The organism is Aquirufa lenticrescens (assembly GCF_019916085.1).
GTDB classification, from domain to species: Bacteria; Bacteroidota; Bacteroidia; order Cytophagales; family Spirosomataceae; genus Aquirufa; species Aquirufa lenticrescens.
This window is the reverse complement of the sequence record NZ_CP049834.1, coordinates 1,544,549-1,560,189: the sequence shown is the minus strand read 5'-3', so window position 1 is coordinate 1,560,189 and position 15,641 is coordinate 1,544,549. Positions and strand designations below refer to the sequence as shown.

Here is a 15,641-nt window from a genome sequence, read left to right as displayed (position 1 = left end):
CGAAATGTCCAATTTTATACACTTAACTTATAATTCGTAAGAACAACAAAAATAAAAACAATCTTCTATTTTCCCTACTCTAAACCGAATAAAAATGAACTACTGACTGATTTGATACGTGCGAATCGTGATAGGGCGGGTCAAAGGAATTAAACCAGCCTTCAAAACGATCAATTGTCCTAAATCACCTGAAACATAATTCAAGAATCCTGTACCTAAACCTTGGTGCGCTTCTTTTAAGATATACTTGATTTCCCGGCGAAGAGGGTACTTTTTCAAGGCCAAGTTATACCCAAAAGGCTGCGAGTAAGGCATCCCCTTCCCTTCCGCTACGGACATTACATTCACTGAGCGAATGAAACCTAAAGAGGTTGGATTATCTCCGTCACTGATCCAGTTTGATCCAACAATTCCAATCGCGCGAGGATCATTTTTAACCTGATTGATTACTTCTGGGTTAGACCCAGCAGCCACTACGTGCAATTTCTCGGCACTCGAAATCTTTAATTTGTCTAATAAAAATTTCAAATTACTGGAGTTCGCTTTATCCACAATAAGCGTATACTTAGTCGATGTCCCTACAATTAAATCCTTCAAATCGGCTAAAGTAATAAGCGTGTCTGAGTTGGATTTATTCGCTAACAAAGCTATTCCGTCAGCGGCTATATTAAAACTGCGGTAAGCGATGGCTTTCCGAGTGAAAATTTCTTTTTCTTTGCCTGTCAAATCACGTGTTACAACTACCCCTCTAATCTTGTCATTCAGCATATCAGCAATGACTTCATTTTCTGGGCTAAACTTGTACTTGATTTTAGCGTATTTATATTGCTCTTCAAAAGCCGTCTTCTCAGCCTTCATCAACGGCTCAAAAGACTCATCTACCCCTAAGGTAATTTCCCCTACAGTAGCAGAATCAGTAGGCCCCTCTTTTTTATCTGTGGAGCACTGAAAAAAACATAGTCCCAGAAGGACTAAACTAATATTTCTGATATTCTTCATCATCCTCATCTGTCGAGTTGAAATAAGCATAGGCTCTCCAAATGCGGAACAAGCCATAAGCCATAAATAGTAATCCAAATAAAATAATAGTAGGCACTCCAAAATTAGTACCTAAATCAAACTCCGAATAAAAAGCCACATATAGCCCTAATAAAAAATAGGCAAAAGCAACAATCAATCGAAATCCGATATTAATCCAAATAGCAACAGGTCTTTTCATTTTCTTTAAAAAAACAGACCTGCTAAAAATACATTCAGCAGGTCTGTCTAAGGTTAAGCGTTTATATCTTATTCAGATAAAACGAACGTGATCGGTTGAGTAAAACGAGATCTAACCGCGCGTCCAGATTGCTTACCTGGATTCCATCTTGGCATAGCCTTGATTACACGAATAGCTTCCTCGTCACATCCGAAACCAACTCCTTTCAAAACTTGTACGTCTTGAACAGAACCGTCCGTATTAACAACGAAAGATACGAATACTCTACCACCTACGTTTGCACGTTGAGCAGCAGATGGGTATTTCAACGTTTTCTGTAAGAAACGTCCCCATGCACCCGGACCTCCAGGGAATTCAGCTTGTTGCTCTACCGCCGTAAAGATTTCATCTTCAGCTGGCTTAGGAGGTTCAACAGGCTCTGATCCTTTAGCATCTGGATCAACTGGCGGCTCATACGTTTCCGTTTCACCCTTCACAGTTTCAGATGCTGTATTACCTCTTACCTCTTCAGGTGGAGGTTCTGGTTTCGTTACTTCCTCATCATGCTTGATTTCTGGAGGTAAGAATTTCGTCGTTGTCACCTTAGGAATTTCCTTGGGTGGTGGCGGTGGCGGCGGTGGAGGCAACTCAACCTTTTTAGGTGGAGCAGGCTTGTCCAATTTCATTACTTCAGCAGTCACCTCAGTCTTATCTTCCGCTGCCGCAGTTAACTGTTTCCAGAAAGCTGCTAACAAAAGAGCACCGACAAAGAGTGCAGAGCCTAGTAATACGGACCGCTTCATTACTTTAGGATATGTCTTACGCAGAACGAAGGCACCGAATTCACGGTTCTTGTCTTTGAAGATAATATCGTCCAAAGTAGCATCTTGGCTTATTACTTGTGACATAATATTCGTTTAATTTAAAATTAATTTAATAAGCTTATTTTCCTGATCGTTTAATCAATGCCTCCGTATCCGGATCGATCTCTAACAAAGCATAACGCTTGTTGTTAGTAATCGCACATTCATCAAGCATGTCAATCATATTGCGATACTTCGCTTTTTTGGTTGGCTTGATCACGATAGTAAAATTATTACCCACTTTCGCTTTCAGATCCGCGATAACCTTGCGAATTCCTGTCTCCGAATAGTTAGTAACTTGCATTACTGTACCTGCTTCAGTAGGGATACCTTGGTAGTAATACACCTTGTTCTCATCTGGACACACCGTAAGTGTTTCCGATAATTTTACTGGTGATGTTTCCTTTGTATCCGTTTTATCAGGCATGTTTAATTGCATGGTAACGGGCTTTGCTAACGTCGTTGTTAACATAAAGAAAGTAATCAAAAGGAAGCCTAAGTCCACCATAGGTGTCATGTCGATTTTGGTCGACATTTTCTTACTACGCTTCTTTCCGCCTTTCTTCCCGCCACCGGAGCTATCTATTTCTGCCATTTCTTTTCGTAATTAAAAATGAAAACTTATTTCGGTTTATTTTCCGGTCCAGTTACTAATTGGAAGATATTGATGTTCTGAGCCTGCAAAGTACCGATGATATCAGCAAACACTTTGTAGTTAGATTCTTTATCTCCTTTGATAGCAACTTTCAACTCTGGATTAGACAATTTCGCATAACCCACCCAATACGAAAGTTCGTTGTTGGCTGAATCAATTGGAATCCCCTTACTTAGCGCTTTCGCTTCTGAAGGTTTCATATTTAACACCTGACGCATTGCTCCTAGAGGATAGCCTACGATTTCTGAAGCCATAAAGTTCTTCTTCATCTCAGCTGTTACAGCGATACCATAGCGATTAGCCATACGCTCTAACATAAACTCACGAGCCATTTGATCATCAGTTGCCAAATAAACGCCACCTTCTGGTGAAACACTAACCATTAGCATACCATCTTTCGTATTCAAAGGTTTCTCTGAGATAGAAGATGGAGGAGTGATCGTAACTGCCTCTTCTGGACGGAACTTCGCGGTTAACATGAAGAACGTCAAAAGAAGGAAAGCCACGTCACACATCGCTGTCATGTCGAGTGAGACACTATGTCGTTTAGCTTTAACTTTTGGCATAACAATTATTTTTTTGAACGGTGAATAAAATTGAATGAAAGGGCAGATGCCCCTAAATCAGTTCAAATATTAATTGTGATGCGTAGCGTAGTTTTGGTTAACACTTAAGCCGATTTCATCGATGCTGTAAGTTAACTCATCAATTTTCGCTGTAAACACGTTGTATGCAATGATACAGATCGCTGAAGTACCGATACCTAATGCAGTGTTGATTAAGGCTTCAGAGATACCATTTGCTAAAGCTGATGAATCAGTTGATCCACCTGAGTTACCTAATGACGCGAAGGCCTTGATCATACCTACTACCGTTCCTAATAGACCGATCAAAGTTGATACCGATGCTAAAGTTGCGATGATAGTTAAGTTTTTCTCTAACATTGGCAATTCTAATGAAGTAGCTTCTTCCACTTCTTTGCTCAATGCAGCTAATTTTTGCTCTTTGTCTAAAGATTTCTCTGTAGTTAAAGCTTTGTATTTTTTAATTGCAGCTAATGTTACATTACCTACAGAACCTTTTTGCTTATCACAAGCTTTCAAAGCGCCTTCCACATCATCTTTGTCTAAAGCAGCTTGTACTGAACGTACGAATGCATTCACATCACCAGTTCCTTTTGCTTTACCGATAGTGAATAAACGCTCAATTGAGAATGTTAATGCAGTTAAGAAACAAGTCATCAAAACTGGCACGATAACACCACCTTTGTAAACTACACCAAAGTAGTCACCTGGAAGTGGGTGTCCTTCAGTAGTACCACCTTCAAAGTGAGATGGGTCACCCATTACAAAATTGTAGATTGCAAGGGCAATTGCAAAAAGGACAATTAGAATTAAACCTGCAGAAATACCGCCAGATTTTTTTTCGGTTGCAGCTGGCTTAGCAGCTGGCTTTGGTTGTTGTGTACTCATTAGTTTGGTAATTTGGGGTTAAAGAATTATTTTTTAATAAAACTTGTCGAAAATGCGGCGATCGTAGTTTTCATAGTTTTGACTTTCGCTTTCCTTTTCAGTAAAGGCAAAAGTAATAGAATTCTAATATAATTTTCATCCTTTAAATAATCATTGTAGGGTTACTGGCAGGTCACAGATTTTGGACTATTGTACTAATCCGATATTTTCTACTAATAACTGATAATTTTAGGGTACTATTTTGGGATTACTGAATTATAAAAAAATTGAAAAAAAATTAAATTTTGTTGAGAAAATCCTGATTAAACCTAATTAATGGCTTAATTTTGGACATCAATATATCCCCATGATAGACTCTCCATTCAACCCCAAAGGCCCTAGAGCTTCCACCAGAAGCAAGGACAATATGAGCTTGAAAGAGGCGATTGAATCGCTTTTACGGGTCTATCAATTGCAAAACAAGTACGATGAAACCTATATCATCGCGCATTGGGAGGAGATTATGGGCAAACCTATTGCAGCTCGTACGACGAAAGTCTTTATCAAGGATAAAAAACTCTTTTTAGGGATTGATTCTGCCCCTTTGAAGAAAGAGCTACTGATGGCCAAGCAGAAAATGATTGAATTATTGAATAAAACCGCTCAACAAGACATCATTACTGAGGTTGTTTTTCTTTAAAGAGGTCCCAAGCCAGCCAAATCCAAACGGCCAATAAAGGCAAGATCATTAGGGCCAACGGATTAATAAATTCATTCCTTATATAAGCGGGGAATAAATCGGTGGGCGAAAAGCTCGAAATCAACAAGGTAAAGATCAACATCGCCCAGCGTTCCTTCGTTTTTTCTCCAAGCACAAACCAGATTCCGACCGCCGGGAATGCCATCACTAACGTAGGGGATTCTGTACCCGTGCTCGCAAGCATTATATAAAGTAGAACGAAGGCTAATATACGAAGCCTGAAGTCAGGGTCTGACCATTTTTTTGTTTGGAAGAACAAATACACGTTCAAAACCATCGAAGGAATAAGGAACCACAGATTCGACACAGTCGGATCACCCGTCCAGCGGCGAATCATTCCCATGACACAGACGTCCGTCCGGATATTTTTGATGTTTTCGTTCAGCTCGTTTTTGTGCGCTAAAATACCCATCCATTCGCGGTAAGTTTGAATTCCGTAATCAAAGCCGCCTAAGGCCAAAGGTATAAAACCGATCAGCACTAGCCAGAAAACGAAGTAAGCGGCGAAACGGAGACGGTCTTTGGCAAAAAAGAAAAACGCTAGACCGACCACACCATACAATTTGATATAGATCCCTAAAACGATCCATAGCGTCGCCCAAAAGTAGTTTTTTTTCTCAACGCAGATATAGGACCAAATAATCAATGCTAAACAAAGTGCATGAAACTGCGTATTTAATAAAGCCGTAATAGACGAATTCAACACAATCCACGTAATGGCAACCCGTTTGTTTTCAACCAAAGGCAAATGCCAAAGCGTTATAAACAACACCACCGAATTCAACACATTCCACAAAATGACACTGGGACCATCAGGCAGCATCGAAAAAGGGGCCATCAAAATGGCAAAAATGGGGCCGTATAAATAGAGATCAAAGTATTCTTTCGGGTACTCTAAATAAAGTGGCATTCGATGGATGAAATGACCGAAACTGGCCTTAAAAATCTGGAAATTATTGATGTGTGAATGAACAGCGCTCAAAGAAAACTGCTTCCAGCCTGTCACTATACCCGCTAGGGCCCAAATAATCAGTAAGGTGGATTTCTTATTCATGATTCTTCAGCATTGTAGCCATGGTTGTATATTCCCCCTCCCCTTTCATTTGCTTTAAAAAAGAGCGCAATTTATTCCGTAAAGGACCATTATGCCCTCTTTTCACATGAGCTGGAAGCGGATATTTGCTTAAATCTGCGAATTCCCAAGGATGGAAATAGATATTCAAAAAGCCTTGTTTGCTCAGCGTCCGCTTCGCTAAAAATGTGTAGATCCACAAAGGAAAGTTCTTAAATGCCAACCAAAACAGCGGGATTCGCAACCAAGGACTCACCGATGCAGGTACATTCCACAATCCTTTTTCAAAAAAAGGCTTCGTCGGTTTATCTCGGTGATCATAGCGACCCGGAATCCAAGTCGGATTTAAGGACGAATGATAAGCATATCCAGCCTTTACAATCTCTGTCTCCTCCACGTATTGCATGCGAGCCATCCGGAAACCTGTAACGGGTTTTTCACTTAATTTCTCTAATAAATACTTTGAGCTTTTCAAGTCCTTCGAGGCGTCAAAATGCCCGTGAAAATACCCATGAGAGGCTAATTCGTGCATTGGATGCAGCGATTTGATCCAGTCTGGGTTGTTTTCAGCATAAACTCCGGTACAAAAAATAGTTACCGGAACTCCTGCCTCCTCCACGATTTGCATGAAATGCGATAGACCTTCTTTGGAAATGGCCAGCTGCTCCTCTAATGGAATCGTGAAACCATATTCCAAGGGAATATCGCATTCTTCCACATCAATCGTGATTAGAATCGGCTTCATTTATCTATTCGAAATAAAATGGAAATGAAATTATACAATTCAGTCAATATGGTCTTAGCGCGCATCGTCGAAAATACGATTCCTTCACGCGCTTGCACATAGATCCATTGAATCCGGATGTCTGGTCTTTTGGAGGCTAAAACCAAAAACTCCATATCAAATAAGAAAGCCGGAATCCGCGTTTTCAAGAAGACTTCCTTTCCTTTTTGATTAAATCCTTTCAGGCCCGATTGAGTGTCTTTTACCTTCAATTGAGGGAAAAACAAATAATTCATCACCTTCAACGAAAGGGAAAATATTTTACGGCCCAAGGGCAATTGATCGTAATATTGCTCATTTCGTACTCCCACCACCACATCGGCGGCATCCGTAGAAAGCAGGCGAAACATCTCCACCGCATTAAAAATCAAATAAGGGTAATCCGCATCGGTGTAGATGACCCATTTGCCGGTGGTCTGACGCACTGCATCCCGCAAAGCGCCGCCTTTCCCCTGATTCACTTCAGAATCAATATAAGTAAATCCACTAATTTTATCGGATAACAAATGTATATCCTCGTGACGAATCCCCGATTTACTCCCATCATTCACTAAATACATATGAATCGTCGTTTCTGCGGGAATTGCCTTTTTAAATAAGGTATAATAATGGACTAATTCCTCCGCCCAGCCCGGATGCGGGTTGTAAATGGGATGGACAAGATTTAAATCTGCAGGAGCGATAGAAATAGAATTTTTACAATATTACGAAATTTAGCCCTTGAGGATCCTAAAAAAAAGCAGATATTTACGCCATGACTTTGATCATTCCCCCTTATTTGCACCCTGGCGACGAAGTCGCAATTTTATCCCCTGCCTCTTTTCCTCCCACGGAAAATTGGAAACAAGGGGTGGAGGTGCTAGAAAGTTGGGGACTTCGCGTGCGAAATGCGCCTAATTATTTGTCTCGTCATTTTGGTTTAGGCGGCACAGATGCGGAACGTTTAGCCGATTTACAGCAAATGCTAGATGATCCCACAATCAAGGCCATTTTCCCGATTCGGGGCGGATACGGATCATCCCGTTTATTAGATTCTTTGAATTTTTCAGGTTTTAAATCGAGTCCCAAATGGATCGTTGGCTTCTCTGACATTACCGCCCTTTTGTGCGAAGTAGATCGATTAGGTTTTGCTAGTATTCACGGGCCTATGCCGCATAATTTTTGCCAAAAAGGGGGTGAATCTGCCTTGCAAAACTTGTATACCGCGCTCTTCGAGGGTGTGGTTTCTTTATCAGCTCCGTCGCACCCATTGAATCGCTTAGGCGAGGCCTCCGGGGAGATTATTGGAGGGAACTTATCCCTTTTATGCCACTTAGTGGGGTCGCCCACTTTTGGATTGACTGACGGTAAAATTTTATTCCTGGAAGAAATAGGCGAGCGTTTGTACCATGTCGATCGCATGCTCTTGCAATTAAAAAGAGCAGGTATATTCCAAAACTTAGCCGGCCTTATCGTGGGCGGATTTACGGATTGTAATGAAGCGAGTTTGACCATCGGAAAAACGGCTTTTGAATTAGTGGCCGAACATACTTCAGGAACTTCGTTTCCTATCGCTTACGATTTCCCATCAGGGCATATTCCAAACAACCAGCCATTGGTTTTCGGTGTAAAAACCAAGTTGTTGGTAAATGCGGAAGGAGTCCAACTAACTGATATTTAATACCATTCTTTCGTCCTAACATTGTGTCTTAAACGACCACTATGTTAGCAAAAACTTTTGGCAGTGCCCTCGTAGGCATACACGCCTCCATTATCACCATTGAAACCCATGTAGGACAAGGATCCAAATGTTACTTAGTGGGTCTACCCGACTCCACCATTAAGGAATCCATTCAACGTGTTGAATCCGCCATCAAACAAATCGGCTATTTCTTCCCCCGACGAAAAGTAGTGATCAACCTCGCTCCTGCGGACATTCGCAAAGAGGGTTCCGGATACGACCTCCCCATCGCTTTAGGTTTACTACAAGCCTCTGAACAAACAAAGATGATTGGACTTTCGGACTATTTAATCATGGGAGAACTTTCTTTGACTGGAGAAATTCGCCCTATCAAAGGTGCCTTATCGATGGCCATTGAGGCCAAAAAGCAAGGAATCAAATCCCTCATACTTCCCCGTGAAAATGCCATCGAGGCAGCTTTGATTGATGGAATCGCAATTTATGGAATGGCGAATTTGCGAGACACCATTCGCTTCTTGCACGGTAGAACGCAAACCCCTGCGAAAGCGCCTCACATTCCCCAGGAGGCCTTGCACTACGAAGACGATTTTTCCCAAATCAAAGGCCAAGAAAAAGCAAAGCGAGCCATCGAAATTGCGGTTGCCGGTGGCCATAACCTGATCCTCGTAGGCCCTCCAGGTGCTGGGAAAACGATGATGGCGAAGCGCATTCCATCCATCATGCCACCAATGAGCCTACACGAGATTATCGAAACCACCCAAATTCACTCCATCGTAGGGAAACTAAGTTCCGAGAATCCATTGATTACAGAACGGCCATTTCGCGCTTTGCATCATAGTATCACGGCAACTGCTTTGATTGGTGGACGTACAAACCCTCAACCAGGTGAAATTTCGCTAGCACACCAAGGGGTCTTATTTCTGGATGAACTCCCAGAATTTCAACGCCATGTTTTAGAGCTCTTAAGACAGCCATTAGAAGAACGAAAAGTCCCTATATCTCGAGCGCATGGAACGGTAGAATTCCCGGCCAATTTTCTATTGATTTCCGCTATGAACCCTTGTCCCTGTGGCTATTTTCATCACCCAGACAAACCTTGTACCTGTAAACCCTATCAGGTAGATCGGTATTTACACCGCATTTCAGGCCCTTTATTAGATCGCATCGATATGCACTTAGAAGTATTTCCACTAAAGTATCCGGAAATGTTTACTGCTCAAGCGAGTGAGCCAAGCGCAGCCATTAGAGATCGTGTCATAAAGGCCAGAACTCAACAGCAAAATCGATTTCAACATACCCCTAAAATTCAAACGAATGCCCAGATGAATGCAGCGCAAGTCAAACAGGTTTGTGTGCTTGATTCCACATCATCTTCGCTTCTACAAACCGCCATTGAAAAACTACAATTAAGCGCACGTGCTCATGATCGGATTTTGAAAATGGCGAGAACGATTGCTGACCTTGCCCATTCCTCTACGATCCAGACGAAACACCTAGCTGAGGCCATCACCTACCGAAATTTAGATCGCGAAAACTGGTCAGGCTAATTGTGATTTTCGGCGAAAAAGCCTACATTTAGTGTGATAATTCAAAATCACGCATGAGAAAATTGACCCTTGGAATTTTAGCCCTATCTGTAACCCTTTTCACCAGTTCATTTGCTCCCATTGAAGGTGATGAAGAATGGAAAGATGTTTTCAAAAAAATTAAATCGGAAGTAGAGTTGCACTCCAAGGCATACAGTACTTTGGGAGATGCGTGCAAGACGATTGGTCATAGATTAACCGGTAGCGAAAAGGGGAAAAAGGCAGAGGAGTATGCCTTTCGATTACTGAAAGAATACGGATTTAAGGATACGAAGTTTCAAGGATTTCAAGTAGAGGCCTGGGCGCGTGATACCGTTACTCTATCTATCGCCCCTCCTAAATCAGATGATTTTAGAGAAGTGCCGGTAGTATCTTTAGCCATGACTCCCGTGGACGCAAACATCCAAGGTACGATTGTTGACTTAGGTAATGGACTCGATGCAGATTACGCGGGTAAAGACGTGAAAGGCAAAGTGGTATTAGCTAACATCGGACTTTTAGACGCTACTGCAGGAACAAAAAACTTACACCGCTCAGAAAAGACGGCTTTGGCGATTCAACATGGGGCCATTGGAGTCATTTTTGTTAACACGGTGAAAGGGCAAGTGTTATTAACAGGTACGGCTTCGGTTACTGGAAATTTAATTTCGATTCCGGCGGTTTGTATTTCATTGGAAAATGGAACTGAAATCAGAAGTTGGATAAAAGATCAACCGGGTCTTTTGAGTTTAATTGAAATGCACAATGTGAGTAAGCCAATTAAGGCTCGCAACGTAGTAGCCACGCTGAAAGGTACGAGCTCGAAATTAAGAAACGAGAAAATCATCATCGGTGGACACTTAGATTCTTGGGATTTAGCGACTGGTGCAATTGATAATGGAATTGGTTCTTTCTCAGTTTTAGATGTCGCTAGAACTTTCAAAGCATTGGGATTAAGTAGCAAGCGAACAATTGAATTCGTTGCTTTTATGGGCGAAGAAGAAGGATTACTAGGATCTAAGGCCTATGTAGAACGCGCTAAAAAACTGGGTGAGTTAGACGAAGTGGTGTATATGATCAATTTGGATATGACGAATAACGTCAACGGTTTTAATGGCGGCGGACGTGATGAAATGATGCCTATTTTGAAATCAATTGGGGATCAAATCAAGGCAATTGATGGGGAATTTGGTAATCTATTAGAGAACTCCCCTGGATTGCATTCAGATAACCAAACGTTCCTTATGGAAGGAATTCCGGCGGCAGATCCTTTGGGAAAATTAACCCGTAGCGTGTTAGATTGCTACCATGCGAATTGTGATGACTTCAGCTTAGTGAATAAAAAAGAAATGGAGAATACGGTGAAATATACCACCATGTTGCTGTACGCTTTAGGTAATGCAGAACAAATTCCGGCTAAGAAATTAGACTTTTATTCTACGAAAGAATTCTTCATCAAACACAACCTACGCCACGAATTAGAATTAGGCAACGAATGGCGTTGGGGGAACTAAATAATTAGCAGAATTCTATTATTTTTACGTTTTAGAAAATTGACATTGACCTATGAGTAGCCAAAATCCTTCCTTTTTTAACCATCAAATCGAAGTAGTACCTGAAACTTCTTTCAAATCCATCATCAAAGTGATCGGAATTGGGGGTGGCGGATCCAATGCGGTAAAGCATATGGACAACCTGAAGATTAAAGGGGCTGATTTGATTATTTGTAATACGGATTCTCAAGCGTTGGCTTCTAATTCAGTGAGTACAAAAATCAAGTTAGGCGAACAAGGTTTAGGAGCAGGAACAGATCCTGAAGTAGGAAAGCAGGCTGCACAAGAAAGTCAAGAGAAAATTAAAGCAGTTCTTTCGAACGAAACGAAGATGGTTTTCATCACCGCTGGTATGGGTGGAGGAACTGGAACGGGAGCTGCTCCAGTCGTTGCAGAAATCGCCAGAGATCGCGATTTGTTAACTGTGGCGGTTGTTTCATTCCCGTATAATTGGGAAGGAAAAGAGAAAATTCAATATGCTAGAGATGGTATAGAAGAACTAAAGGCGTATTGCGATACGGTTTTGGTGATCATGAACGATAAAATATCAGAACATTACAAGGATTTAGCGGTAAAGCATGCCTTTGCGAAAGCAGATGACGTTTTAGCGAAAGCGGTAAAATCCGTTGTAGATGTAATTGCCAAACCGGGTGATATCAACACGGACTTTATGGACGTGAAGAAAGTCTTAACGAATGCAGGCCAGGCAATGATGAGTTCTGCCTTAGGTAAGGGTGAAGAAAGAGCAAAGGCGGCTATCGTCGAGGCTTTGAACTCTCCTTTATTAAACTCACAAGAGATTAAAGGTGCAAAACGCATCTTAGTAACTGTATCAACCAGTAGCGAGAAAGATTTATTGATTTGGGAAAAAGATGCCATCATCGAATACCTCAATGAGCGAATCGATGCACAAGCTGATATGGTGAAGTTCGGATTCTCTACAGATGAAGACTTAGGAGATGATTTGTACTTAACAGTTATCGCTGCAGGCTTCGAACAAGATTCAAGCGGAATGGATGGTGGAATGCGTAAAGTGATAAAGAAAACTGCTCCTGTATTCTTGAATCCTGGCGATAGCATTGAATTAGACGGTGAATTAGAAACAGCAACAGCTTCGGCCGCGGATTCAGAAGAGGCTCGTTTTGCCTTGATGATCGAGAAATTCAAAAATGGAAATGTTTCTGACGCAGAATTCAAAATCCCTACCTACAAACGTACAGAAGTAGGTTTATACGACATTACGACTATGCCCGAGAAGGCATGGCAAACGACAGATTTATTCGCTGAATAAGTCTTGAATTTTAGAGATAGCCGCTCGAATGATTTCTTCGCTCGAGTAGGCTACCTCGAATTCCGAGATCTCCGCAACTCCTCCCATTGAAATTCCTGGACGCCTGTATTCCATCTCCGAATTACGCGTGGTTCGCGCACTGAGGTGAACAGCATTCACTCCGATTTGAACAAAATCCAGACAATTCACTGGATTCACCCCACTACCTGCCATAATTTGAATACGCCCTTTAGCAGCTTTCACCAGTTCTGCTATATTCTCCAAGCCATCTAGCGCTTTGTTTTTCCCGCCAGAAGTTAAAATACGATTAAATCCAATACTGATTAATTCTTCCATCACTTGAATCGGGTCACGTGATACATCGATCGCTCGGTGGCAAGTCAACTCCCGATCGCCAGCTATTTTTCGAAACTCTTGCATAAATTCCACATCCAAATCTCCGTTAGGTTTCAACGCACCTACTACTATTCCGTGTACCCCTTGCGCAATTAATGAACGAGCCTCCGCTTGCATCGTCAATTTTTCTGTTTCGTCGTAAACAAAATCCCCCCCGCGTGGGCGAACCATTGTATGGATCCCCAAAGAAGTTTGATGTAACGCCTGTTCTACGAGACCCGCACTGGGTGTCGTCCCGCCCTCCCAAGGGGAGGCACAAAGTTCTACCCGCTGTGCGCCTGCACGATCTGCCGCAAGACAAGAAAACAAGGAATAAGCACACACTTCAACTGAAACGGGGGTAGATGGAAGCATAAATGGGGGTTTAAATCAAGGTTTTGATAATTAATGAAAATTTAAAAAATAAATCTTTCATAAATACATTTTTATTTTACTTTTGCACTTAGGAAGGGATTCAGATCAATGAAAACCTCCGTGTATTTTAGAAATAAAAATTAGCTATAAATTATGTATTGGACACTAGAACTTGCCTCCTATTTAGAAGACGCGCCATGGCCAGCGTCAAAAGATGAATTAATTGACTTCGCAATCCGCACGGGTTCACCTTTAGAAGTGGTAGAAAACCTACAAGAATTAGAGGACGATGGTCAACCATTTGAAAGTATTGAAGAGATTTGGCCGGATTATCCGACAAAAGACGACTTCTTCTTTAACGAAGACGAATATTAAAATTAAGAGGCGAAAGCCTCTTTTTTTGTGGCCTGTAGTTTCGCTGCTAGAGACTCATCTCTTAACGAAATTCCCCAACGGCGCGCCAAAACATCTTCCCAAGTCTCTGCCATTTCATGTTCTTTCATATACACTAATTCCCCCGCAAGATAAGGTTCATTAGGCAGTAGCCGCTGAGCTCCATAGGCATACACTTCTCCAGCTGCCGGTCCATAGAGTTCTGCTAAATGCACAGCTATATCTTCGGGAATACCTAAAGGCAACTCCACTGACGCGAGCGGGATAAGCGAATGATCTTTTGTTAAACATGGTTTCAAAGCAACGCGGAGTACTTCCTTTTCCAACACATCCAACGTATCAGAAGCCATCACGCGGTAGGTTGTCCACTTGCCGCCCATAATACTCACTAATTTAGAACGCCCGTCCACCTCTACCTCGTGATCGCGCACTAAGGATTTTGTGTCTGTATTCATCGCTGAATCGAGCTGGACTTGTAAGAGGGGTCTTTGGCCTACAAACGTGGCGCTAATATCCTCAATACTTGCTTTTTTAGCTGAATAGCGATTAAAATAGGAAATCAGGTATTCCTTTTCTGATTCTAGAATAACGGGATTCTCGGATAAAGTATCGGGGTCATCTGTCGTTCCCACCAGGACTGAACCACGCCAAGGGATCACAAAAATAACCCGACCATCGTCCGTTTTGGGAATTAATAGAGCGGTATCACCTTGCCAAAACTCAGCAGGCAACACAATATGAGATCCTCGACTCACTTTCATTCGAGGCTTCAAACGCGGATTTGCGAGCGCGCGCACTGCATCTGTGAAAGGTCCGGTCGCATTGACCACGGCCTTCACCGGAATCGTGTACTTGGTTTCTGAGCGAAGGTCGGTGAATACAACTTTCTTAATTTTCAGACTTTTTTGGCCTAATTCAAACGAGTCCAAACGAGCGTAATTCAAAATACAGGCACCTAAACGTTCCGCTTCTTTTAAAATTGCTAAGGCATAACGGGCGTCATTTAATTGTCCGTCATAATACAAAACGCCACCTCTTAAATGATGGGGTTCGATGGAAGGAAACGCTAACTGGATTTCTTTTTTGCTCAGTCCACGGCTTGATTTCAAGTTCGTGCTACCGGAGATTTTATCATACATCCACATCCCAATCCGGTAATACCAACGTTCCCAACGCGTATAGCAAGGAGTTAACAAACCAAGTGGATGGGCTAAATGAGGGGCATTCTTAAGCAAAGTCTTGCGCTCGTGCAATGCTTTGTAAACCATTTTGAATTGATGCCAATCCAAATTCCGAACCGCTTGTTCTAGGTAACGCACGCCGCCGTGAACTAGCTTAGTCGATTTAGAGGAGGTTTGGCTGGCAAAATCTCCTTTTTCAATCAAGAGTACTTTGTAGCCGCGCAAGATTGCGTCTAAAGCTACCCCTGCACCCGTCGCGCCACCTCCAATGATACAAATATCAAATGGATCATTGAGTTTAAGGAGTTGGTCGGGGCGATTAAAGGACATACAGGTTTATTTACCCCTAAATTGAAAAATAAAATGCAAAAGATTCAATATATATGGATAAAAATGAAAGAGATTTTATAATTTTGCAGTCCTTTGGCACCTATAACAATCTGC

Annotated in this window: 17 protein-coding genes; 6 read left to right on the top strand and 11 right to left on the bottom strand. The window is 42.0% G+C overall.

All coding sequences use genetic code 11. The features are described from left to right. Positions 1-99: 99 nt before the first annotated feature. The 6 genes from G9X62_RS07045 to G9X62_RS07020 form a co-directional block, all read right to left on the bottom strand. Positions 100-1,002 carry a PstS family phosphate ABC transporter substrate-binding protein gene (locus tag G9X62_RS07045; RefSeq protein ID WP_223130027.1) on the bottom strand — a complete coding sequence of 301 codons (903 nt, stop codon included), beginning with the start codon at positions 1,000-1,002 and terminating at the stop codon, positions 100-102. Further along, a complete protein-coding gene (locus tag G9X62_RS07040) occupies positions 977-1,219 on the bottom strand; it encodes a hypothetical protein (RefSeq protein WP_223130026.1) in 243 nt (80 codons plus the stop codon). Before G9X62_RS07040 ends, G9X62_RS07045 begins: the two co-directional genes overlap by 26 nt. A gap of 68 nt (positions 1,220-1,287) precedes the next feature. Beyond that, a complete protein-coding gene (locus G9X62_RS07035) occupies positions 1,288-2,106 on the bottom strand; it encodes an energy transducer TonB (RefSeq protein WP_223130025.1) in 819 nt (272 codons plus the stop codon). Between the two features lie 34 nt (positions 2,107-2,140). Continuing rightward, the gene (locus G9X62_RS07030; RefSeq protein ID WP_223130024.1) at positions 2,141-2,656 is read right to left on the bottom strand and encodes an ExbD/TolR family protein; all 516 of its coding nucleotides are present in this window, start codon (positions 2,654-2,656) and stop codon (positions 2,141-2,143) included. Positions 2,657-2,682: 26 nt separating this feature from the next. Continuing rightward, positions 2,683-3,282, bottom strand: coding sequence for an ExbD/TolR family protein (locus tag G9X62_RS07025; RefSeq protein ID WP_223130023.1), 600 nt, complete (start codon positions 3,280-3,282; stop codon positions 2,683-2,685). Positions 3,283-3,351: 69 nt separating this feature from the next. After that, complete coding sequence (locus G9X62_RS07020; protein WP_223130022.1) at positions 3,352-4,188, bottom strand: MotA/TolQ/ExbB proton channel family protein; 837 nt, start codon at positions 4,186-4,188, stop codon at positions 3,352-3,354. A 346-nt stretch (positions 4,189-4,534) separates the two neighbouring features. On the opposite strand from G9X62_RS07020, the gene G9X62_RS07015 reads away from it, so the two are divergent. Then, positions 4,535-4,867 (top strand): DUF721 domain-containing protein, encoded by a 333-nt coding sequence (locus G9X62_RS07015; protein ID WP_261345501.1) that lies wholly within the window; start codon positions 4,535-4,537, stop codon positions 4,865-4,867. Here G9X62_RS07015 and G9X62_RS07010 read toward each other — a convergent pair. The 3 genes from G9X62_RS07010 to G9X62_RS07000 are packed head-to-tail and all read right to left on the bottom strand — an operon-like array spanning position 4,845 to position 7,343. Continuing rightward, positions 4,845-5,981: a glycosyltransferase family 87 protein gene (locus G9X62_RS07010; RefSeq protein WP_223130021.1), complete on the bottom strand. Its 1,137-nt coding sequence runs from the start codon at positions 5,979-5,981 to the stop codon at positions 4,845-4,847. The genes G9X62_RS07015 and G9X62_RS07010 overlap by 23 nt on opposite strands. Further along, positions 5,974-6,744 carry a polysaccharide deacetylase family protein gene (locus tag G9X62_RS07005; RefSeq protein WP_223130020.1) on the bottom strand — a complete coding sequence of 257 codons (771 nt, stop codon included), beginning with the start codon at positions 6,742-6,744 and terminating at the stop codon, positions 5,974-5,976. Before G9X62_RS07005 ends, G9X62_RS07010 begins: the two co-directional genes overlap by 8 nt. Continuing rightward, on the bottom strand, positions 6,741-7,343 hold the full coding sequence (locus G9X62_RS07000) for a glycosyltransferase (protein WP_223130019.1): 603 nt from the start codon (positions 7,341-7,343) through the stop codon (positions 6,741-6,743). Before G9X62_RS07000 ends, G9X62_RS07005 begins: the two co-directional genes overlap by 4 nt. Positions 7,344-7,537: 194 nt before the next feature. Here G9X62_RS07000 and G9X62_RS06995 point away from each other — a divergent pair, with 194 nt between their 5' ends. The 4 genes from G9X62_RS06995 to ftsZ are packed head-to-tail and all read left to right on the top strand — an operon-like array spanning position 7,538 to position 12,873. Continuing rightward, positions 7,538-8,443, top strand: a complete 906-nt coding sequence (locus tag G9X62_RS06995) for a S66 peptidase family protein (RefSeq protein WP_223130018.1) — start codon at positions 7,538-7,540, stop codon at positions 8,441-8,443. A gap of 41 nt (positions 8,444-8,484) precedes the next feature. Then, positions 8,485-10,011, top strand: coding sequence for a YifB family Mg chelatase-like AAA ATPase (locus G9X62_RS06990; RefSeq protein WP_223130017.1), 1,527 nt, complete (start codon positions 8,485-8,487; stop codon positions 10,009-10,011). 53 nt (positions 10,012-10,064) lie between these two features. Then, the gene (locus G9X62_RS06985; RefSeq protein ID WP_223130016.1) at positions 10,065-11,543 is read left to right on the top strand and encodes a M20/M25/M40 family metallo-hydrolase; all 1,479 of its coding nucleotides are present in this window, start codon (positions 10,065-10,067) and stop codon (positions 11,541-11,543) included. A 52-nt stretch (positions 11,544-11,595) separates the two neighbouring features. After that, complete coding sequence (ftsZ, locus tag G9X62_RS06980) at positions 11,596-12,873, top strand: cell division protein FtsZ (protein ID WP_223130015.1); 1,278 nt, start codon at positions 11,596-11,598, stop codon at positions 12,871-12,873. Here ftsZ and G9X62_RS06975 read toward each other — a convergent pair. Next, on the bottom strand, positions 12,859-13,623 hold the full coding sequence (locus G9X62_RS06975; protein WP_223130014.1) for a copper homeostasis protein CutC: 765 nt from the start codon (positions 13,621-13,623) through the stop codon (positions 12,859-12,861). The genes ftsZ and G9X62_RS06975 overlap by 15 nt on opposite strands. A gap of 153 nt (positions 13,624-13,776) precedes the next feature. Between G9X62_RS06975 and G9X62_RS06970 the strand changes: the two genes are divergently transcribed. Next, entirely contained in the window at positions 13,777-13,998 is a 222-nt protein-coding gene (locus tag G9X62_RS06970; protein WP_130895915.1) for a DUF2795 domain-containing protein, read from the top strand. A gap of 2 nt (positions 13,999-14,000) precedes the next feature. Here G9X62_RS06970 and G9X62_RS06965 read toward each other — a convergent pair whose 3' ends face one another. Continuing rightward, entirely contained in the window at positions 14,001-15,527 is a 1,527-nt protein-coding gene (locus G9X62_RS06965) for a glycerol-3-phosphate dehydrogenase/oxidase (RefSeq protein WP_223130013.1), read from the bottom strand. Between the last annotated feature and the right edge of the window lie 114 nt (positions 15,528-15,641).

What these genes read in the sequence shown, in the direction of transcription:
- G9X62_RS06970 (WP_130895915.1), top strand. Translation starts at nt 13,777, where the DNA reads ATGTATTGGACACTAGAACTTGCCTCCTATTTAGAAGACGCGCCATGG.
- G9X62_RS07020 (WP_223130022.1), bottom strand. Translation starts at nt 4,188, where the DNA reads ATGAGTACACAACAACCAAAGCCAGCTGCTAAGCCAGCTGCAACCGAA.
- G9X62_RS07025 (WP_223130023.1), bottom strand. Translation starts at nt 3,282, where the DNA reads ATGCCAAAAGTTAAAGCTAAACGACATAGTGTCTCACTCGACATGACA.
- G9X62_RS06995 (WP_223130018.1), top strand. Translation starts at nt 7,538, where the DNA reads ATGACTTTGATCATTCCCCCTTATTTGCACCCTGGCGACGAAGTCGCA.
- G9X62_RS06990 (WP_223130017.1), top strand. Translation starts at nt 8,485, where the DNA reads ATGTTAGCAAAAACTTTTGGCAGTGCCCTCGTAGGCATACACGCCTCC.
- G9X62_RS06985 (WP_223130016.1), top strand. Translation starts at nt 10,065, where the DNA reads ATGAGAAAATTGACCCTTGGAATTTTAGCCCTATCTGTAACCCTTTTC.
- G9X62_RS07000 (WP_223130019.1), bottom strand. Translation starts at nt 7,343, where the DNA reads ATGTATTTAGTGAATGATGGGAGTAAATCGGGGATTCGTCACGAGGAT.
- G9X62_RS07045 (WP_223130027.1), bottom strand. Translation starts at nt 1,002, where the DNA reads ATGATGAAGAATATCAGAAATATTAGTTTAGTCCTTCTGGGACTATGT.
- G9X62_RS07035 (WP_223130025.1), bottom strand. Translation starts at nt 2,106, where the DNA reads ATGTCACAAGTAATAAGCCAAGATGCTACTTTGGACGATATTATCTTC.
- G9X62_RS06975 (WP_223130014.1), bottom strand. Translation starts at nt 13,623, where the DNA reads ATGCTTCCATCTACCCCCGTTTCAGTTGAAGTGTGTGCTTATTCCTTG.
- G9X62_RS07015 (WP_261345501.1), top strand. Translation starts at nt 4,535, where the DNA reads ATGATAGACTCTCCATTCAACCCCAAAGGCCCTAGAGCTTCCACCAGA.
- G9X62_RS06965 (WP_223130013.1), bottom strand. Translation starts at nt 15,527, where the DNA reads ATGTCCTTTAATCGCCCCGACCAACTCCTTAAACTCAATGATCCATTT.
- ftsZ (WP_223130015.1), top strand. Translation starts at nt 11,596, where the DNA reads ATGAGTAGCCAAAATCCTTCCTTTTTTAACCATCAAATCGAAGTAGTA.
- G9X62_RS07040 (WP_223130026.1), bottom strand. Translation starts at nt 1,219, where the DNA reads ATGAAAAGACCTGTTGCTATTTGGATTAATATCGGATTTCGATTGATT.
- G9X62_RS07030 (WP_223130024.1), bottom strand. Translation starts at nt 2,656, where the DNA reads ATGGCAGAAATAGATAGCTCCGGTGGCGGGAAGAAAGGCGGAAAGAAG.
- G9X62_RS07005 (WP_223130020.1), bottom strand. Translation starts at nt 6,744, where the DNA reads ATGAAGCCGATTCTAATCACGATTGATGTGGAAGAATGCGATATTCCC.
- G9X62_RS07010 (WP_223130021.1), bottom strand. Translation starts at nt 5,981, where the DNA reads ATGAATAAGAAATCCACCTTACTGATTATTTGGGCCCTAGCGGGTATA.